General features: G+C 55.4%; 18 protein-coding genes. 9 read left to right on the forward strand and 9 right to left on the reverse strand.

Annotation, left to right across the window (positions count from 1 at the left end; genetic code table 11):
• Window positions 1-36: 36 nt before the first annotated feature.
• The 8 genes from QCD69_RS08645 to rluE all read right to left on the reverse strand — a co-directional run bounded on the left by QCD69_RS08645 (window position 37) and on the right by rluE (window position 7,901).
• Window positions 37-1,164, reverse strand: a complete 1,128-nt coding sequence (locus QCD69_RS08645) for a ribosomal protein uL16 3-hydroxylase (RefSeq protein WP_253454551.1) — start codon at window positions 1,162-1,164, stop codon at window positions 37-39.
• A 96-nt stretch (window positions 1,165-1,260) separates the two neighbouring features.
• Window positions 1,261-2,721: a two-component system sensor histidine kinase PhoQ gene (gene phoQ / locus QCD69_RS08650; RefSeq protein WP_125289644.1), complete on the reverse strand. Its 1,461-nt coding sequence runs from the start codon at window positions 2,719-2,721 to the stop codon at window positions 1,261-1,263.
• On the reverse strand, window positions 2,721-3,389 hold the full coding sequence (gene phoP, locus QCD69_RS08655) for a two-component system response regulator PhoP (RefSeq protein WP_125289645.1): 669 nt from the start codon (window positions 3,387-3,389) through the stop codon (window positions 2,721-2,723). Before phoP ends, phoQ begins: the two co-directional genes overlap by 1 nt.
• A gap of 148 nt (window positions 3,390-3,537) precedes the next feature.
• A complete protein-coding gene (gene purB / locus QCD69_RS08660) occupies window positions 3,538-4,908 on the reverse strand; it encodes an adenylosuccinate lyase (protein ID WP_125289646.1) in 1,371 nt (456 codons plus the stop codon).
• 18 nt (window positions 4,909-4,926) lie between these two features.
• Window positions 4,927-5,568, reverse strand: a complete 642-nt coding sequence (gene hflD, locus QCD69_RS08665) for a high frequency lysogenization protein HflD (protein WP_125289647.1) — start codon at window positions 5,566-5,568, stop codon at window positions 4,927-4,929.
• A gap of 50 nt (window positions 5,569-5,618) precedes the next feature.
• A complete protein-coding gene (gene mnmA, locus QCD69_RS08670; protein WP_125289648.1) occupies window positions 5,619-6,716 on the reverse strand; it encodes a tRNA 2-thiouridine(34) synthase MnmA in 1,098 nt (365 codons plus the stop codon).
• Between the two features lie 58 nt (window positions 6,717-6,774).
• Window positions 6,775-7,251 (reverse strand): NUDIX domain-containing protein, encoded by a 477-nt coding sequence (locus tag QCD69_RS08675; RefSeq protein ID WP_125289649.1) that lies wholly within the window; start codon window positions 7,249-7,251, stop codon window positions 6,775-6,777.
• Between the two features lie 17 nt (window positions 7,252-7,268).
• Complete coding sequence (gene rluE, locus QCD69_RS08680) at window positions 7,269-7,901, reverse strand: 23S rRNA pseudouridine(2457) synthase RluE (protein WP_301251732.1); 633 nt, start codon at window positions 7,899-7,901, stop codon at window positions 7,269-7,271.
• A gap of 131 nt (window positions 7,902-8,032) precedes the next feature.
• Between rluE and icd the strand changes: the two genes are divergently transcribed.
• A complete protein-coding gene (icd, locus tag QCD69_RS08685) occupies window positions 8,033-9,283 on the forward strand; it encodes an NADP-dependent isocitrate dehydrogenase (protein WP_301251733.1) in 1,251 nt (416 codons plus the stop codon).
• Between the two features lie 472 nt (window positions 9,284-9,755).
• Here the strand turns inward: icd and QCD69_RS08690 are convergent, their stop codons facing one another.
• On the reverse strand, window positions 9,756-10,784 hold the full coding sequence (locus QCD69_RS08690) for a LacI family DNA-binding transcriptional regulator (protein WP_253454548.1): 1,029 nt from the start codon (window positions 10,782-10,784) through the stop codon (window positions 9,756-9,758).
• A 286-nt stretch (window positions 10,785-11,070) separates the two neighbouring features.
• Here QCD69_RS08690 and QCD69_RS08695 point away from each other — a divergent pair, with 286 nt between their 5' ends.
• The 8 genes from QCD69_RS08695 to QCD69_RS08730 all read left to right on the forward strand — a co-directional run bounded on the left by QCD69_RS08695 (window position 11,071) and on the right by QCD69_RS08730 (window position 18,816).
• A complete protein-coding gene (locus QCD69_RS08695; RefSeq protein ID WP_253454547.1) occupies window positions 11,071-11,391 on the forward strand; it encodes a PTS sugar transporter subunit IIB in 321 nt (106 codons plus the stop codon).
• On the forward strand, window positions 11,391-12,710 hold the full coding sequence (locus QCD69_RS08700; RefSeq protein WP_253454546.1) for a PTS sugar transporter subunit IIC: 1,320 nt from the start codon (window positions 11,391-11,393) through the stop codon (window positions 12,708-12,710). The genes QCD69_RS08695 and QCD69_RS08700 overlap by 1 nt, the downstream gene beginning before the upstream one ends.
• Window positions 12,710-13,051: a PTS lactose/cellobiose transporter subunit IIA gene (locus QCD69_RS08705; protein ID WP_253454545.1), complete on the forward strand. Its 342-nt coding sequence runs from the start codon at window positions 12,710-12,712 to the stop codon at window positions 13,049-13,051. The genes QCD69_RS08700 and QCD69_RS08705 overlap by 1 nt, the downstream gene beginning before the upstream one ends.
• Before the next feature lie 20 nt (window positions 13,052-13,071).
• Window positions 13,072-14,511, forward strand: a complete 1,440-nt coding sequence (locus QCD69_RS08710) for a 6-phospho-beta-glucosidase (RefSeq protein WP_301251736.1) — start codon at window positions 13,072-13,074, stop codon at window positions 14,509-14,511.
• Between the two features lie 65 nt (window positions 14,512-14,576).
• Window positions 14,577-15,452, forward strand: a complete 876-nt coding sequence (locus QCD69_RS08715; protein ID WP_301251808.1) for an ROK family protein — start codon at window positions 14,577-14,579, stop codon at window positions 15,450-15,452.
• A 106-nt stretch (window positions 15,453-15,558) separates the two neighbouring features.
• Window positions 15,559-16,968, forward strand: a complete 1,410-nt coding sequence (locus tag QCD69_RS08720; protein WP_253454543.1) for a 6-phospho-beta-glucosidase — start codon at window positions 15,559-15,561, stop codon at window positions 16,966-16,968.
• A gap of 823 nt (window positions 16,969-17,791) precedes the next feature.
• Window positions 17,792-18,469 carry an SOS response-associated peptidase family protein gene (locus QCD69_RS08725; RefSeq protein ID WP_301251737.1) on the forward strand — a complete coding sequence of 226 codons (678 nt, stop codon included), beginning with the start codon at window positions 17,792-17,794 and terminating at the stop codon, window positions 18,467-18,469.
• 62 nt (window positions 18,470-18,531) lie between these two features.
• Complete coding sequence (locus tag QCD69_RS08730; RefSeq protein ID WP_301251738.1) at window positions 18,532-18,816, forward strand: hypothetical protein; 285 nt, start codon at window positions 18,532-18,534, stop codon at window positions 18,814-18,816.
• The last annotated feature ends 3 nt before the right edge of the window (window positions 18,817-18,819 follow it).

Below are 18,819 nucleotides of genomic sequence, written 5' to 3' on the forward strand. Positions count from 1 at the left end.
CAAGTAAAAACGGCCCTGAAATCAGGGCCGTTACGGTTATTCTTCTTCGCTGAAGTACCAGTAGCCGCTGTTAACCAATGCCGCCAGCTGCGCCAGGAAAGACGGATCGTCCAGCGCCTCGCCCAGATCCGCCGCGTGCACGGAATGCTGATTCGCTAACACCCGCAATGCGTCCGGCCGCTGCGATTCAAGCTGCTCGCCGTTAACGAACACGGCATCGCCAATAGACAGCACGCGCAGGCCGCCCAGACGTTGCAGGCTGTCGCCCTGTTGCAGCGCGTCGTAAATCTCATCCGGCTGGTAAGGGGGTTCCGGCGGCGCCACATCCAGTTCGTGGCGGGACTGGGAGATAAACTCGCCAAACCACTGGTTAAAGTGTTCCGGCTGGTTAATCACTTCCAGCATCATTTCGCGGATACCGTCCAGCTCCTGCGGCAGAATTTCTGCGGTATTTTCACGCGCTGGCACGTCCGGATCGGTAAAGCGACGGCTGCCCAGCTCGCGCGACAGCACATAGTCCGCAAAGCCGCTAATCAGCTCGCGGCCGCTTGGCGCGCGGAAGCCAACGGAATAGTTAATCGCGCTTTCCAGCGAGTAGCCTTCGTGTGGGAATCCTGGCGGAATATAAAGGATATCGCCCGGTTCCATTTCCTCATCAATAATCGCGTCGAACGGCTCGACCTGTAGCAGGTCCGGATGCGGACAGTGCTGCTTCATGGCCACTTTTTCGCCCACGCGCCAGCGGCGACGGCCGGTGCCCTGAATGATAAAGACATCGTACTGATCCAGATGCGGACCAACACCGCCGCCGGGCACGGAGAAGGAGATCATCAGATCGTCAGTGCGCCAGTCCGGCAGAAAGCGGAAAGGGCGCATCAGCGCGGCCGAAGGCTCGTGCCAGTGGTCGACCGCCTGCACCAGCAGCGACCAGTTGTTTTCGCCAAGGTGGTCAAAGCTTTCAAACGGCCCGTGCGCGACCTGCCACTTGTCGTTGTCATGACTGACCAGGCGGCTGTCGACCTCGTTTTCCATCGCAAGACCGGCCAGCTCGTCCGGCGAAATAGGATCGACAAAATTTTTAAAGCCGCGCTTGAGCACGACGGGACGCTTTTGCCAATAGCGCTGGATAAAATCGGGCCAGTTGAGATCGAGCTGATAATCCATAATGGGTCTTCCTGAAACGCTGAATTTCATCGATTATAACAGTCGGAAAGGATGGCAGGGAAAAGCATTTGCGGCCGCCGCCGCAAATAGCCGCCTTCAGGGTTTTTCGCCGACCACTTCCTGACGGCGGAAGATGACTTCCATTCGGGCGCCGCCCAGTTCGCTGGTGGTGGCGATGATATCGCCGGCATACTGCTCCACGATATCGCGCGCTACGGCCAGACCAATGCCCTGGCCGGGACGCAACGTGTCGGCGCGCTGACCGCGAATAAAAATCATATCGCGTTTGCTTTCCGGAATGCCCGGCCCGTCGTCTTCCACGATCAAATGCAGCTCATCGTCGGTCTGGCGACCCCGGATTTCCACAAATTCCAGGCAGTACTTGCAGGCATTATCCAGCACGTTACCCAGCACTTCCATAAAGTCATTTTGCTCGCCGACAAAGGTAATTTCCGGCGAGATATCCAGCGTCAGCTCCACGCCTTTCAGCTGATAAACCTTGTTCAGTGCCGAACAGAGGCTGTCCAGCAGCGCCGGCACGGAATGCAGCTCGCGCTTCAGCACGTTGTGATCGGCCTGCATGCTGGCACGGTGCAGATAGTAGCCGATCTGCTGCGAGATACGGCTGATCTGCTCCAGCATAATAGGTTCGGCCTGCTCGACGGAAAGGTTGCGGCCGCCGCGCAGCGAACGCAGCGTGGTTTGCAGCACCGCCAGCGGCGTTTTCAGGCTGTGGGTCAGATCGCTGAGCGTGGTGCGATAGCGGGTGTAGCGCTGACGCTCGTTATCCAGCAGGAAATTCAGGTTGCGCACCAGGCTTTGCAGCTCCTGCGGCGTTTCGTCGGCCAGGGTTTCGCGCGTGCCGTGCTCCAGCTCGCGCAGCTGTGCGGCCAGCAGGCCTATCGGCCGCAGGCTCCAGTGCGCGGCCAGCCACAGCAAAGGAATGACCAGCAGCAGGTTGACCAGCAGCACATAGCTGAACCACGACCATACCACGTCGGAATGCTGCAGCTCCTGAGGAATAGAATCCACCACGACCACGGTCAACGCCGGAAGGGTCGGCGTCGCCGCGTAGCGGTTTACCGCTACCGAGTGGGTAAAAGTATCGTTGTTATCGTCGTCATAGGCGGTCAGCTTATTTTGCGCTTCCTTATTATCGCCCAGCGCCTGGCGACTGATGTTGTTATCGGCATCAATTTCATAGAAATCAGCGCGCTTAAGCCATTCTCGCTTGATGCGAGAACGGATCTCCGGCACGTCGCGCAGCTGCCACAGCAGCTTGCCGTCCTCGTTATAGATAAAAACCAGGGTAGGGAAGTTAAGCGATACCCGCTCGGGCTGGGCAATGGTTAACTGGTTATTCTGCCACTGCGCCAGCGTAAAAAAGAGATTGCTCTCCGCGCGCATTACCCGGTAGGTGTTTTTATCAAAACTGACCACGTAGCCGACAACGGCCACCATGCCATAAGAGAGCGACAGGATCAGAACGACCGCCGCCGTAGCTAACAGAAAGCGGGCGCGCAGTGAAAAAGGCGTATCAGGACGAAGTAACGTCATTAAAGATCGAACCGATAACCCTGCCCGCGGACGGTGGTGATCACATCCTGCGGCCAGACGGCCTGAATTTTTTTACGCAGGCGCCCCATCAATACGTCGATGGTGTGGCTCTCACGCAGTTCAGCGTCGGGATAAAGCTGGAGCATTAGCGAATCTTTGCTGACGACCTTACCGGCATTGCGGATCAGCGTTTCGATAATGGTGTATTCAAAAGCGGTCAGCTTAATTTGTTGCTCGTTGACGCTCAGCTCGCGCCGCGACAGATCGACCTGAAAAGGCGCCAGCGAGATGATTTGTGAAGCCAGGCCGCTGTTGCGCCGCATCAGCGCCTGCATACGGGCCACCACTTCTTCAATATGAAAAGGCTTGGTCACGTAGTCATCGGCACCGGCTTCCAGCGCTTCTACCTTAGCCTGCCAGCCTTCGCGAGCCGTCAGCACCAGGATCGGCTGTTTGACTTCCAGACCGCGCCAGCGGCGGATCATCGTCATGCCGTCTTCATCCGGCAGGCCTAAATCGACCAGGGTAATATCGGGGGTATGTTCGGTAAGAAAATAGTCAGCTTCTTTGGCATCTTCCGCCGCATCTACCTGATGGCCCATTTCGCGCAGCTGCACGGCCAGATGATGACGCAGTAAGGGATTATCTTCCACAATCAATACGCGCATAACATTATCCTTTCAGTAGATTCGGTCAAAGACCGGGGCCGATTACGATCTGAGGAAAGTATAGGTTAAAGCAGATAAACAATAGATTAACACAGGCCGACTTGCGTCGGCCTTCTGATGTAGCGCGAACCAGACGTCGCGCGGAAAATTACGGCAGCTCGTCGACCATCTGCACCGCGCGGCCCAGATAGTTGGCGGGCGTCATAAGCTTCAGGCGGGTTTTCTCTTCTTCCGGCAGCGCCAGACCATCGATAAAGGCTTTCATGCCTGCGGCATCCACGCGCTTGCCGCGAGTCAGCTCTTTCAGTTTTTCGTAAGGCTTTTCAATACCGTAACGGCGCATCACGGTCTGGATTGGTTCCGCCAGCACTTCCCAGTTGTGATCCAGCTCGTCCAGAAGGCGATCGCGGTTCACTTCCAGTTTGGACACGCCTTTCAGCGTCGCCTGATAGGCGATCAGCGCATAGCCCATGCCGACGCCCAGATTACGCAGCACCGTGGAGTCGGTCAGATCGCGCTGCCAGCGGGAAACCGGCAGCTTGCTTGCCAGGTGCTGCATCACGGCGTTAGCCAGACCCAGGTTGCCCTCGGAGTTTTCAAAGTCGATCGGGTTGACCTTGTGCGGCATGGTGGAGGAACCAATTTCGCCCGCAATGGTTTTCTGTTTGAAATGATTCAGCGCGATATAGCCCCACACGTCGCGATCGAAGTCGATCAGAATGGTATTGAAGCGCGCGATGCAGTCAAACATTTCGGCAATGTAGTCGTGCGGCTCGATCTGGGTGGTGTAGGGGTTCCAGGTAATGCCCAGCGAGGTGACGAAGCTTTCGCTCATCTGGTGCCAGTCCACTTCCGGGTAGGCGGCGATGTGGGCGTTGTAGTTGCCGACCGCGCCGTTGAGTTTACCCAGCACCTCGATGCGCTCCAGCTGACGCAGCTGGCGCTCAAAGCGGTAGGCGACGTTCGCCATCTCCTTGCCGAGCGTGGAAGGCGTGGCGGGCTGGCCGTGCGTACGGGAAAGCAGCGGAATATCGCGATACTGTACCGCCAGGTCTTTAACCGCCGCGATAATTTTGTTCCAGTAGGGCACGATGACTTCACGACGCGCAGTGTTAAGCATCAGCGCATGCGAGAGGTTGTTGATATCTTCAGAAGTACAAGCGAAGTGAATAAATTCAGATACGGCGTGCAGCGCGGCAACCGGCTCTACTTTCTCTTTCAGGAAATACTCAACCGCTTTGACATCATGGTTGGTGGTACGCTCGATGGTTTTAATACGCGCGGCGTCTTCTTCGTTGAAATTAGCGACAATTGCATCAAGGTAAGCGTTTGCGTCAGCGTCAAATGCAGGAACTTCCTTGATCTCTGCGCAGGCGGCCAGTTTCTGTAACCAGCGTACTTCAACCTCAACGCGGAATTTCAGCAGGCCAAATTCGCTGAAAATAGCGCGCAGCGGGCTGACTTTGTCGCCATAACGGCCATCAATAGGGGAGACGGCAGTCAGAGAGGATAATTCCATCAGTGTAACTCCTGAAGATTAAAGAGGTTGGGGACAACGGGATAAAATTTGTTTCGCCTCTTTCACAAGGCGATTGCGTGAAAACATCAGCTGCAGGCGGCCGCCGCCTACCTGATGCCAGAGTACGGCGGAGCGAATACCGGCCAGCAGCGCGGCGCGGACTTTGCTCTGAATTTGCGAGTTTTGCAGCACGGCGGGCGAGCCGGTGACCTGGATACGCGGGCCAAGCGGGCTAATCACATCCACATAGATGGCGGCCATAGCGCTCAGCAGCGTATCGGATTCCAGGTCGTAATGCGCCAGCTGGCGATCCAGCTGCGCAATGCGTTTTGAGAGTTCGTCCAGCGCGGTTTTACTGGCGCTCAGCTTGCGCTCCAGCACCATCATGCTCAGGGTGTAGCGCGTCAGCTCCGCGCCCGCGCCGTGACGGCTGCTGCTGTTCAGCACGGCAATCAGCGTCTCCAGCCCGAAGCGCAGGTTCTCTTCTTTGCCACCGTAAACGGCGAGCGTCGAGGAGGGGTTGAGATCGACCACGCTCGACAGCGACACCTTTAGCGACTCGGGCGGGCAGTGTCCCTGATGCGCCAGCTGCTGCACCAGGTGCGCGCCCTGGCAGATGCCCGCGAGGGCCAGCGTAATGTCGTAATAATTTTTCGCCACGGTAACTCCTGTATGCGCCGCCGGACAGAGGCCCGCCCGGCATAACCTTTTTAAAGCGGCAGACGCTCTTCGATAATGCCGCCGCCCAGACAGATTTCACCCTGATAGAACACGGCGGACTGGCCCGGCGTGACCGCCGCGACCGGCTCGTCAAAACGCACTTCCAGCCGATCGGCACCCAGCGGCGTTACCGTACAGGGAATATCGCTCTGGCGATAGCGGGTTTTCACCGTGCAGCGCATTGGCGCGGCGATAATTTCGCGGTCGACCAGATGCAGCTGCTGGGCGATCAGCCCGACCGACATCAGGCGCGGATGGTCGTGACCCTGCGCAACCACCAGCAGATTGTTCGCCACGTCTTTATCCACCACGTACCACGGCTCTTCGCTGCCTTCTTTGGTGCCGCCGATCCCCAGTCCTTTGCGCTGGCCCAGCGTGTGATACATCAGCCCCTGATGCTCGCCCACCACGTCGCCTTCCGTACTGACGATAGCGCCGGGCTGAGCGGGCAGATAGCGCCCCAGGAAATCGCGGAACTTGCGTTCGCCGATAAAGCAGATGCCGGTAGAGTCTTTCTTCTTCGCCGTCACCAGTTCCAGATCTTCGGCAATGCGGCGCACTTCTGGCTTGGTCAGTTCACCAACCGGAAAGAGGCTCTGCGCAATTTGCTCATGGCCCAGCGTGTAGAGGAAGTAGCTTTGGTCTTTGTTGTCGTCCAGACCGCGCAAAAGCTGGCTTTTGCCGTCAACGTCGCGGCGACGCACGTAGTGACCGGTAGCGATAAAATCCGCACCCAGATCTTCGGCCGCGAACTCCAGGAAGGCTTTGAATTTGATCTCTTTGTTGCAGAGAATATCCGGGTTAGGGGTGCGGCCAGCCTTATACTCTTCGAGGAAATGCTCGAACACGTTGTCCCAGTATTCCGCCGCAAAGTTCACCGTATGCAGGTGGATGCCCAGCTTGTCGCAGACCGCCTGCGCATCCGCCAGGTCTTCCGCTGCGGTACAGTATTCCTCACCGTCGTCCTCTTCCCAGTTTTTCATAAACAGGCCTTCAACCTGATAGCCCTGCTGTTGCAGTAACCAGGCGGAAACGGAGGAGTCCACGCCGCCGGACATACCGACGATCACTTTTTTACCTAATGACATGAGAAATACCCGACTTTGAGTTGCAGTTAAAGGCTGCACTTTAAAATTGCGGCATATTCTACCACGCGTCGGCGGCGGGCGCATCCTCGCTAAAGGGCCACTGGAACGCGCTCAGCACCTCAAGCGGATAGCGTACGCCCTGCTGATAAATCCGCAAACTTTCGGCAACCAGCGGCGAACGGAGCTTTTTCGCGCCGATAATCGCCTCCGGCGGCAACCATAATGCGCGATCGATATCGCGATCCTGAGGGCTGGTCGGCAGCATTTTCGGTAAATCCAGCGCGAACAAAAAGCGTAGAAATGGCGTATTGTCGGGCGCGATCCATTGATGAAGCCGCAGAAAAACCTGAGGAACGGCCTCCAGGCCCGTCTCCTCGTACAGCTCGCGCGCGGCGGCCTGCAGCAGGGTCTCGTTGGCTTCCAGGTGGCCTGCGGGCTGGTTCCAGGTGGCGCGGCCGCGCACCATTTCCTCAACCACCAAAAACTGGCCTTCCGCCTGAACGACGGTGGCTACGGTAACGTGCGGTTTAAACATGCTGACTCCTTGCAGGCTTAGAGGGGAAAGTCGCCGGTGACGTCGCGCCATTCGCCGGGCGATAAGTTTTGCAGCTCCGTATTGCCCATAGCAAAGCGGATCAGACGCAGGGTAGGGAAGCCGATATGGGCGGTCATGCGCCGCACCTGACGGTTCCGACCCTCGAATAAAGTGATTTTCAGCCAGCTGGTGGGAATAGCCTTGCGCTCGCGTACCGGCGGGTTGCGCGGCCAAATCCACTCCGGCTCCTCGACGATTTCTACGCCAGCGGGCAGTGTAGGGCCATCTTTCAGATTAACGCCATCGCGCAGCGGCTGAATATCACGCTCGCCCGGTGCACCTTCCACCTGAACATAATAGATTTTTCCGGTGCGTTTGCCCGGCTGCGTCAGCTTAGCCTGCAGCGCGCCGTCGTTGGTCAGCACCATCAGGCCTTCGCTGTCGCGGTCCAGACGGCCGGCAGCATAAACGCCGCTAACGGGAATAAAATCTTTTAACGTGCTGCGGCCTGCCTCGTCGCTGAACTGCGGCAGGACGTCAAAGGGTTTGTTAAAAACGATAACACGCCTTGGCCCCTTGTCGGCGGCTTTGGCGCTGCGGGCCGGGCTGAATCGTTTAAGGCGGTGATTATTAACGGAAGATTTACGCATAGTCTTTGCACTTGTTCACAATGGGCGCATTATAACGCAAAGCGGTGAAGATTGGCGCGGCGTGAATATTCGAGTAGTATTGACGCGCATCTTACAAATCATTAACAAAAAAGCGCTCGAAGGAGAGGTTAATGGAAAGCAAAGTAGTTGTTCCGGCGGAAGGTCAGAAAATCACCCTGGATCAGGGCAAGCTGAACGTCCCAAACAATCCAATCATCCCTTTTATTGAAGGTGACGGTATTGGGGTCGACGTTTCTCCCGTGATGATCAAGGTGGTCGATGCCGCCGTGCAGAAAGCTTATAACGGTGAGCGTAAAATTTCCTGGATGGAAATTTATACCGGTGAGAAATCAGTAGAGCTGTACGGCCAGGACGTCTGGCTACCGCAGGAAACCCTCGATTTAATCAAAGAGTACCGTGTGGCGATTAAAGGCCCACTGACCACGCCAGTTGGCGGCGGTATTCGTTCCCTGAACGTGGCCCTGCGCCAGCAGCTGGATCTCTATATCTGTCTGCGCCCGGTCCGTTACTATACCGGCACGCCAAGCCCGGTTAAACGTCCTGAAGAGACCGATATGGTGATCTTCCGCGAAAACTCCGAAGATATCTATGCCGGTATCGAGTGGAAAGCCGGTACGCCGGAAGCGGATAAGGTGATCAAATTCCTGCGCGACGAAATGGGCGTGAAGAAAATTCGCTTCCCTGAGCAGTGCGGCATCGGCGTGAAGCCATGTTCAGAAGCAGGCACCAGGCGCCTGGTACGCGCGGCGATTGAATACGCCATCACCAACGATCGCGATTCTGTGACCCTGGTGCACAAAGGCAACATCATGAAGTTCACCGAAGGCGCATTCAAAGACTGGGGTTACCAGCTGGCGAAAGACGAGTTCGGCGGCGAGCTGATTGACGGCGGCCCGTGGATGAAGATCAAAAACCCGAACACCGGCAAAGAGATCGTTATCAAAGACGTGATCGCCGATGCGTTCCTGCAGCAGATCCTGCTGCGTCCGGCAGAATATGACGTTATCGCCTGTATGAACCTGAACGGCGATTACATCTCCGACGCCCTGGCGGCGCAGGTTGGCGGTATCGGTATCGCACCTGGCGCAAACATCGGCGACGAATGCGCGCTGTTTGAAGCCACCCACGGTACGGCGCCTAAATATGCAGGTCAGGATAAAGTGAACCCGGGTTCCGTTATTCTGTCCGCAGAAATGATGCTGCGTCACATGGGCTGGTTCGAAGCCGCAGACCTGATTGTTAAAGGTATGGAAGGCGCAATCGCCGCCAAAACCGTGACCTATGACTTCGAACGTCTGATGGACGGCGCTAAACTGCTGAAATCTTCAGAGTTTGGCGATGCTATGATCCAGCATATGTAAGCTGAGTTTTGTAACATGTAGCCAACATAAGATGTAAGTTTTATGTTGGCTTTTTATATTCCAGGCCTTTATCCAAATCCTTTTAAAACGGTACATAATAAGCGCAGTTTAAATAGTGCTAACGCCCCGTCTCGCAATGGAAACAGGTTATAACCCACTCTTAAAAGGGGCATCCCTGAACCGTTTCCACACCTGATTATTAAGATGTCCAGATCTCTTCACCACACAATATCCTGGGCTACATGACGTGCCTAGTGATTGCTCTAAGCGTGGCAATGCCATCGCCTTTGAAAAATTTGCAGATAATATAAATAATTCTACTGTTTCATGCAAAAGTGGTGTGATCGCTACAGAGTTATAACAGCACATCTGACGGGAGAGAGAATCCCCAGGCTATACCTCAGGAAACCGTGAGATCGCCGGGTTTGTAACGGGAAAAGTAAGATAACGGCTTGCCGATCCCTGGCAGGCTTCATCTCTCCTGTGCCTTACCATAAGGCCCGATCCCCACCGACTGTCGGCGGATCAGTTCGCCCGGCATCAGCGCCAGCGGCTCGACCTGCCCGCCATCCAGCATTTTCGCCAGCTGCATCATCGCGCTGGACACCATCTTTGCAACCGGCACGCGTACGGTAGTCAGCGCTGGCGTCACATAGGCGGCGACGGGGATATCATCAAAGCTGAGCAGGGAGACATCGTCCGGCACTTTCAGCCCCACGGCGCTCAGCGCGCAGGCGGCGCCGATCGCCATATCGTCATTACTGGCGACAATAGCGGAAAACCTGACGTTGCGCCGCAGCAGCTCGCAGGCCGCCAGCCTGCCGCTCTCGTTAGTCCAGCCGCCTTCCAGCATCAGCGCCGGATGTGGCGTAATCTCATGCCGTTTTAGCGCGGATAAATAGCCGTTCAGTCGACTGAGACCGGTGTGGGATCCCGCCATGCCTTTGATAAACGCGATTTCCCGATGTCCCTGGCCAATCAGATAATCTACCGCCTGGAACGTATCGTTTTCATGATCGGCGCAGACGGCATAGTGTGGGAACGTTTTTAAACTGCGGTTCAGGATCAGCATTGGCTTACTGATCGTCGGGATCAGCGCGTCGATCTCTTCCACGCTCAACGATCTTGGATAAATGATCAGGGCATCGCAGCGGCTGTCGATCAAAAAATTGATGGCCTGCCGCTCCTGGTCCGCCGTGTGTTTGCCGTCGGCCAGCACCAGCTGCGACCCCAGCTGTTCGGTCAGCGTCGCTACCTGATAGAGCAGCTCGCTAAAAAAGGGGCCGTTATAAAGGGTATTGGGCACCATCAGGCCAATGCTCTGGCTGCGGTTGGTCGCCAGATTACGCGCCAGTAAGTTAGGCCGGTAGCCCATCTCCTCCACGGCGCTCATGACCTTGTCCCGCACCGTTTTCGACACGTAGCCATGCCCGGCCAGCACGCGAGAAACGGTCGCTTTTGAGACGCCAGCACGCCTGGCCACATCCAGCATCGTAATCATGGAGAGTTTCCTTTCTGTATCGGCCGCTTATTGTAACCAAAAACGCAGCGGTTAAAACCCGCATTTTTTCTCGCCACGCCAGAAAAGATTAAATGATGCACGGTAAATATATTCAGATGCGTCATAAATAAATAATCTGTAACCGGTCTCACATTATTTTATGTTTAGCGATAAATAAATTACTGAATGAGTGGGTGATGGATCACAAAAAGCAAAAAGAGGATCTGTAACCGGTTGCAGGCTGATCGAATGGCGCGTAAAAATTCAGGAAACAAAGGGGGATGTTATGATCAAGATATTATTATGTTGCTCTGCAGGCATGTCCACAAGCATGGTGGTGCAGCGGATGGAAAAGGCCGCCGTAAAGCTCGGGATTGATACGAAAATTCAGGCAGTTGGCATGGAAGAGTTCAGCGAAAAGATCGCTGATTTTGACTGCTGCCTGCTGGGCCCGCAAATCAAATACAAGCTCAATGATTTTCAGAAATGCGCGGCCGAATACCATAAACCGGTTGCCGTTATTAACACCATGGATTATGGGATGCTTAACGGCGAAAAAATTCTGCAATCCGCCCTGTCGCTTATTGAATCTCATCAGGGGGCATAATGAGCACACTGGCCGATTCGCTGTTTGGGGTGATTGAAAATCGTATCAGTCCGGTAGCCGCGCGCTTATCTTCACAAAGACATGTTGTCGCTATTAAAGATGGCTTTATTGCTTCCATGCCGTTTTTAATTGTAGGTTCCTTTATGCTGTTGTTTTCTCATCCGCCGTTCAGTGAAAACAGCCAGTGGGCTTTTGCAAAATGGTGGCTGGGCATCGTCAGGCAATATAACGACCAGCTGATGATGCCTTACAATATGACGATGGGGATTATGGCCGTCTTCATCACCAGCGCTATCGCCTATAACCTGGCGCAGAGCTATAAGCTCAACGGCCTGATGGCCGCGCTGCTCTCGCTGATGACCTTTCTGGTGGTCGCCGCGCCGCAAAAAGATGGTGCGCTGTCGGTTGCCTCTCTGGGCGGTGAGGGCATCTTCACCGCCATTCTTATCAGCCTGTACTGTACCGAAATCATGCATCTGCTGACGAAATACAATATCGGCTTTAAGCTTCCCGAACAGGTGCCGCCCAAAATCCGCCAGTCTTTCGATCTGCTGATCCCGATTCTGGTTATTTTCCTCACGCTTTATCCGCTGAATCTGCTTATGGAGAGCCATTTCGGGCTGATCCTGCCGCAGGCAATTATGTCTCTGTTTGCGCCAATCCTGTCCGCTGCGGACTCATTGCCCGCCGTGCTGATAGCCGTGCTGCTGTGCCATCTGCTCTGGTTTGCCGGCATCCACGGCGCGGCAATCGTCGGCGGCCTGCTTCAGGCGTTCTGGCTGGCTAACCTGGGTATTAACCAGGAAGCGCTTAACGCGGGGCAGGAGGTCACCAAAGTCTTTGTTGAGCCGTTCTGGCAGTTCTTTATTACGGTGGGTGGCTCCGGCGCGACTATGGGTCTGGTGATCCTTTATCTGCGCAGCAAGTCTGCCCATCTGCGCTCGATCGGTCGTCTGGGCCTGGTTCCCGGCATGTTCAATATCAACGAGCCCATCATTTTCGGTTCGCCGGTAGTAATGAATCCGCTGCTGTTTATTCCCTTTGTGACCACGCCGCTGATCAACGCGGTTATCGCCTGGACAGCGACGCGCACCAACCTGATTAACCATGCCATTTCCCTGGCGCCGTGGACTACGCCCGGCCCGATTGGCGCTGCCTGGTCTACGGGGTGGGACTGGCGCGCGGTGGTGCTGGTCGCGTTTCTGATTGGCCTGTCGGCGTTAATTTATTACCCGTTCTTCAAAATGTATGAACGCCAGCTGCTGCAACAGGAAGCGGAAATGGCTGACGGCATGGTTCTGGCTGAGGAGACCAAATAATGGATGCACCACAGGATATGGAAACGACGGTGATGGAGCTGATTATCCATGCCGGTGAAGCGCGCTCTGCTGCCATGCAGGCGCTCCAGGCGGCGCGAAAGCATAGCTGGGAAGAGGCAGACGCCTCGCTGCTGGAGGCGACAAAAGCCGTGCGTGAAGCACACAGGATCCAGACTGAGCTGATCGGCGCGGACGAAGGCTGCGGCAAAATCCCGGTCAACCTGATCCTGGTGCATGCACAGGATCACCTGATGAACGCCATGCTGTGCCGTGAGCTGGTGGAAGAGATTATCTACCTGCATCGTGAAGTGCAGGAGCTGACCAAAACCCGTACGCAGTAGTTTTTAAAAAGGAACCATTTATGTCTGACAAATTACCCGCTGATTTTTTATGGGGCGGCGCCGTCGCTGCTCATCAGGTTGAGGGCGGCTGGCAGGAGGGCGGCAAAGGCCCGAGCATTGTCGACGTGCTGACGGGCGGTTCGCACGGTGTGGACAGAGAAATCACCGACGGCGTGATTGCCGGTAAAAATTATCCTAATCACCTCGCCACGGATTTTTATCATCGTTACAAGGAAGATATCGCGCTGTTTGCGGAAATGGGCTTTAAGTGTTTCCGTACCTCTGTCGCCTGGACGCGTATTTTTCCGCAGGGTGACGAGGTCGAGCCTAACGAGGCGGGCCTGAAGTTTTATGATGACGTTTTTGACGAGCTGTTAAAGCACGGCATTGAGCCAGTGATCACGCTGTCGCACTTTGAAATGCCGCTGCATCTGGTTAAACAGTATGGCGGCTGGCTTAACCGGGAGCTGATTGACCTCTTTGTGCGCTACAGCGAAGTGGTGCTAAAGCGCTATAAGCACAAAGTGAAATACTGGATGACCTTTAACGAGATCAACAATCAGCGCAACTGGCGCAAGCCGCTGTATGGCTACAGCAACTCCGGCGTCATTTTTACCGATCACGAAAACCCTGAAGAAGTGATGTACCAGGTGCTGCATCACCAGTTTGTTGCCAGCGCCAGAGTGGTGAAGCTGGGCCACGCCATCAATCCGGATTTTAAAATTGGCTGCATGCTGGCGATGGTGCCGCTCTATCCGTGGTCCTGTCATCCGGACGACGTAATGTACGCGCACAAAGCGATGCAGCAGCGCTATCTGTTTGGCGATGTGCATATGCGCGGAGCTTACCCTGCCTGGGTTCGCAAAGAGTGGGCGCAGCGCGGATTTACTATCAATATGGCGCCGGAAGACGAGCAGACGCTGCGCGAAGGCTGCACCGACTACCTTGGCTTCAGCTACTACATGAGCAACGCCGTAGAGTACGCGACCGCCCGGCAAACTGACGATACGCCGCTGGAGGCGTTCCCCGGCAGCCGCAAAAATCCGCACGTAAAAGCTTCCGACTGGGGCTGGCAGATCGATCCGGTCGGCCTGCGCTACACGCTTAACGTGCTCTATGAACGCTACCAGAAACCGCTGTTTATCGTGGAAAACGGCTTCGGCGCGTTCGATAAGGTTGAGGAGAACGGCGAGATCAACGACGACTACCGTATCAGCTACCTGCGCGAGCATATTGTGCAGATGAAAAAAGCCGTGCTGGAGGATGGTGTCGATCTGATGGGCTTTACGCCCTGGGGCTGCCTGGACTGCGTCTCTTTCGGCACGGGACAGTACGATAAGCGCTACGGTTTTATTTACGTTAACCGCAGCGATGACGGCAGCGGCGATTTCTCACGCGCCAAAAAGAAAAGCTTCGACTGGTATAAAGAGGTTATCGCCTCTGACGGTGCATCCCTTTAAATCCGGCTGACCGGAAAGGCCTGACGGGCGGTGCCATGCCGCCCGCCAACAAGCCGGAGTGAATGATGAGAATTGCAGCTTACGATATTGGCGGAACCGCCTTAAAAATGGGCGTGCTGAACGAGAAGGGCGAGATCCTGGCGCAGGAAAAAACGGCGGTCCCGAATTTTTCCGGCGAGCACATACTGGCGTCGATTCAGGCATGGCTGGCGAGCCATTCCGAATGTGAAGGAATAGCCCTGAGCGTTCCCGGCTACGTCGATCCCTGGACGGGCTTTATTACGATGGGCGGCTCTCTGCGCGATTTTGACGGCTTTGCTTTACAGGCGTGGCTACAAAATAAAACTGGCCTGCCCGTTAGCGTAGAAAACGACGCCAACTGCGCGTTGCTGGCCGAACGCTGGCTGGGCAACGCGCAGACGATGCGGGATTTTCTGATGATGACTATCGGCACGGGCATTGGCGGCGCGCTCTTTTGCAACGGCGAGCTGGTGCGCGGGCATCGTTTCAGGGCGGGCGAATTCGGCTACCTGCTCAGCGAACGGCCGGGCGCGGGACGGCTGAACAGCTACACCATGAATGAAAACTGCACGCTGGCGGTCCTGCGCAGGCGCTATTCGCTGATAAGCGACAGGCCGCTGGAAACGGTCACGGGCGAAGAGATATTCGCCGGCTATGACCAGGGAAATAAAATTTGCGTCCGGCTGGTTACGCAATTTTATCAGGATCTTTGCTCGGGCATTTATAACCTGGCGCATCTGTTCGATCCGGAATGTGTCTTCCTGGGGGGAGGCATAACCGAACGGCCAGGCTTTATCGACGAGATCAAAGCGCATCTGGCCTGGTATGGCCTGACGGTGTCTGTCGCCAGAGCCAGCCATGGCAACAGCGCGGGGCTGACGGGCGCGGTGTATCACTACCTGAACAGCCGGCATAAATAAAGCCCAGCGGGTTTTATTCAGTCATTCATCATCCATGCGGTGAGGGGCAGGGCTACCTGCTTTCAGCCCACTCTCTGTCTGTCCGCTCATTCAAGGAGCTTTTTGTATGCAAAACAAAATAAAGATTGTCACCATCGGCGGCGGATCCAGCTATACCCCGGAACTGATCGAAGGGCTGATCCTGCGCAAGGATCGGTTACCTATTGCGGAACTCTGGCTGGTGGATATTGCGGACGGCGCCGAAAAAATGGAAATCGTCGGCAATATGGCGAAGCGTATGATTGCGGCGGCCGGACTGGACTGGCAGGTTCATCTGACGCTCGATCGTAAAGCGGCGCTGAAAGATGCCGACTACGTGACCACGCAGTTTCGCGTAGGGCTGCTGGATGCTCGCCTGAAAGATGAGGTTATCCCGCTGGCCAACGGCCTGTTGGGGCAGGAAACCAACGGTGCGGGCGGGCTGTTTAAAGCGTTCCGCACCATTCCCGTTATTCTGGAAATTATTGACGATATGCGCGTGCTTTGTCCCAACGCGTGGCTGGTCGACTTTACCAATCCGGCCGGGATGGTGACGGAAGCCGCGATAAAATATGGTCAATGGGAAAAAACGGTGGGGCTGTGCAACGTGCCTTTCAGCCATATCACCCAGGCCTGTGAGCTGCTGGAGACCCCCGAGGCCGAACTAAACTTCAAGTTCGCCGGGCTTAACCATTTTCACTGGCACCGCGTCTGGGACAACAAAGGAAATGAACGCACCGCCGAACTGATCGATAAAATCTATGCGCCGGAACAGCGCGATCGCTCTGATGAAGGCCTGAAAAATATTCACCAGATCCCTTTCCACTATGAGCAGGTCAAACACCTTGGCATCCTGCCGTGCGGCTATCATCGCTATTACTATTTACAGGAGCCGATGCTGGCGCACGCTGTTGAAGAATTCAGGCAGTATGAAACGCGCGCCGAGGTGGTGAAAAAAACCGAAAAGCGGCTGTTTGAACTCTACAAGGACGTCAACCTTAACTACAAACCGGAAGAGCTGAGCCAGCGCGGCGGCGCACACTACAGCGATGCGGCCTGCGATCTGATCGCCGCTATCCAGAACAACACCGGTAAACAGATGGTGGTGTCAACGCGCAATAACGGCGCCATTGCCGATCTGCCTTTCGACTGTATTGTGGAAGTGACGGCAGCTATTACCGCGCATGGCCCGGAGCCGCTGCGTTGGGGAGCGCTGCCGCCTGCGGCGCGAGGCATGATCCAGCTGATGAAGGCGATGGAGGAAACCACTATCGAAGCGGCCGTGACCGGCGATTATGGCGCGGCGCTGCATGCGTTTACCATCAATCCGCTGATCCCGGCTGGCGATACGGCCATCAAAGTGCTGGATGCGCTACTGTATGCCCATAAGGCGTATCTGCCGAAATTTGCCGAAAAAATAGCGCAAATAGAGCGGGATAAGCCGGAAATCGTCGCGTTTGTCGACCAGCTGTTGGCGGACCGCGAAGCGCATGCCTGACGGCCAGCACCTGCCGTCCGTGTCGGGCGGCAGCCTGTATACCTGATATCTTCCTGATGCCATCGCTATCCTTTTTTAAAAAATAAGGTGATGCCATACCTGCTCAAAGGCGTAAAGAAACCTTCTTGTCGGAGGCTGATAAACACTTTATTCAGCGCCGTTACAGGTTTTTAGCGCGCTATCCGTTCATTGCCCTCTGATTTCTGACGGCCAGCATGCTGTTCTTTTTTAAGTTTACTGCTGACAGGGGGAGCCTGGCGATCTGTGGTGGGGGGAGTGCTGTTTGCGGTCGGCGATGATGAGCGCTGAACCTGTTCATCTAAAGCCGTTATAAAAGGCGCAATGTTGCTGTGTCAGGTCTTTGCCATGCTGATAAATGCTTGCGCCTTGATAAAAAATCACTCGGGGGCGGTGCTCTGAAAATAAGACTCAGTAAGAGCAATAGCCGCCTTTATGATGGGAACCGGTACCGCCATGGGGATGTTGTCCCTTAGGACAGGCGAATGCTGAAGCAGACAGCACAGCCATCAGGGACGCCAGCAAAAGCAAGGTCGTTTTTTTCATCTCTGTTCTCTTTAAGTGACGAAGCAAAGATAATATACGCTTATAAATCCCAATAAGGATCCTGATAAAAAAACAGTACTATCACGCTGTTTCCGCCAGGCTGTCCAGCTCAGCCTGCGGCGGTAAGGTAAGCGACAGTAACTAATAAACTTTCGTTACAAAAGGGCGAGTTATGCCTGCTACGAGCACGTGAAAAAAAGGGAACGGCATGGGCGGCCTGCCGTTTTTCGCTGCTACGCTTATCGAAAAGGAGGAGATTATGTGCGGACGTTTTACTCAATACCGATCCCGTGAGGCTTATCTGGAAGCCTTGAGCAACAGTATCGAGCGGGATATCGCTTACGATCCAGAGCCGCTTGGCCGCTATAACGTGGCGCCAGGTACGCGCGTACTGTTGCTCAATGAACGTGACGCGACGCTTCATCTCGATCCTGTCCATTGGGGATACAGCCCGGAATGGTGGCACAAGCAGCCGCTGATTAACGCTAAATCGGAAACGGCGGCGACGGGCAAAATGTTTAAGCCGCTCTGGCGCAGCGGGCGGGCGATAGTCATGGCCGACGGCTGGTACGAATGGAAACGCGACGGCAGTAACAAGCAGCCTTACTTTATTTATCATCAGAGCGGCGGGCCGCTTTTTTTTGCGGCCATCGGTAAAGCGCCTTTTAACAAAGAGGACGACCATGAGGGCTTCTTGATCGTAACGGCCGCCAGCGATAAAGGACTCCTGGATATTCACGATCGTCGGCCGCTGGTGCTGACGCCCGAGGCCGTGCTTGCCTGGATAAGTGAAAAAACCACCCCGGAGCAGGCGAGCGAAATAGTAAAAGAGGGGGCCGTCCCGATTGATGAATTTGCCTGGCATCCGGTTAGTAAGGCCGTGGGCAATGTCAAAAATCAGCGTCCCGAGCTGATTGATGAGGTTGAAACGGCCTGAGGTCGCACATAAAAACATCCCTTTCCGCTGCAAACAGCAAGAAGATCGTAAGGACAGGCGCTATGAGATTAAAATGGGTATTAAGCCTGGCGATAATATTTTTTTATGCAGACCCGGCGCTGGCTGCCCGGTTGTCGGACGAGGAAGTGCAGCAGCGGATTGTAGCCGAGTCCATCGCAGACTATTCGGGTAGCTGCGCCTGCCCGTTTAATTCAGCCAGAAACGGCAGCCGCTGCGGTGGACGAAGCGCATGGAGCAGGCAGGGCGGTGAAGCGCCGATTTGCTATGTAAAAGAAGTGACGGCGGAAATGATTAATCAATGGCGAGCGGCCAGTAACGAGGATTAGGCG

Source organism: Erwinia sp. PsM31 (assembly GCF_030433775.1).
Taxonomy (GTDB): Bacteria; Pseudomonadota; Gammaproteobacteria; order Enterobacterales; family Enterobacteriaceae; genus Erwinia; species Erwinia aeris.

Coding starts and splice junctions, on each gene's coding strand:
- QCD69_RS08700 (WP_253454546.1), top strand. CDS start 11,391: ATGAGCACACTGGCCGATTCGCTGTTTGGGGTGATTGAAAATCGTATC.
- QCD69_RS08725 (WP_301251737.1), top strand. CDS start 17,792: ATGTGCGGACGTTTTACTCAATACCGATCCCGTGAGGCTTATCTGGAA.
- QCD69_RS08645 (WP_253454551.1), bottom strand. CDS start 1,164: ATGGATTATCAGCTCGATCTCAACTGGCCCGATTTTATCCAGCGCTAT.
- phoP (WP_125289645.1), bottom strand. CDS start 3,389: ATGCGCGTATTGATTGTGGAAGATAATCCCTTACTGCGTCATCATCTG.
- QCD69_RS08710 (WP_301251736.1), top strand. CDS start 13,072: ATGTCTGACAAATTACCCGCTGATTTTTTATGGGGCGGCGCCGTCGCT.
- mnmA (WP_125289648.1), bottom strand. CDS start 6,716: ATGTCATTAGGTAAAAAAGTGATCGTCGGTATGTCCGGCGGCGTGGAC.
- rluE (WP_301251732.1), bottom strand. CDS start 7,901: ATGCGTAAATCTTCCGTTAATAATCACCGCCTTAAACGATTCAGCCCG.
- QCD69_RS08730 (WP_301251738.1), top strand. CDS start 18,532: ATGAGATTAAAATGGGTATTAAGCCTGGCGATAATATTTTTTTATGCA.
- purB (WP_125289646.1), bottom strand. CDS start 4,908: ATGGAATTATCCTCTCTGACTGCCGTCTCCCCTATTGATGGCCGTTAT.
- QCD69_RS08705 (WP_253454545.1), top strand. CDS start 12,710: ATGGATGCACCACAGGATATGGAAACGACGGTGATGGAGCTGATTATC.
- QCD69_RS08690 (WP_253454548.1), bottom strand. CDS start 10,784: ATGATTACGATGCTGGATGTGGCCAGGCGTGCTGGCGTCTCAAAAGCG.
- QCD69_RS08715 (WP_301251808.1), top strand. CDS start 14,577: ATGAGAATTGCAGCTTACGATATTGGCGGAACCGCCTTAAAAATGGGC.
- QCD69_RS08675 (WP_125289649.1), bottom strand. CDS start 7,251: ATGTTTAAACCGCACGTTACCGTAGCCACCGTCGTTCAGGCGGAAGGC.
- QCD69_RS08720 (WP_253454543.1), top strand. CDS start 15,559: ATGCAAAACAAAATAAAGATTGTCACCATCGGCGGCGGATCCAGCTAT.
- icd (WP_301251733.1), top strand. CDS start 8,033: ATGGAAAGCAAAGTAGTTGTTCCGGCGGAAGGTCAGAAAATCACCCTG.
- phoQ (WP_125289644.1), bottom strand. CDS start 2,721: ATGACGTTACTTCGTCCTGATACGCCTTTTTCACTGCGCGCCCGCTTT.
- QCD69_RS08695 (WP_253454547.1), top strand. CDS start 11,071: ATGATCAAGATATTATTATGTTGCTCTGCAGGCATGTCCACAAGCATG.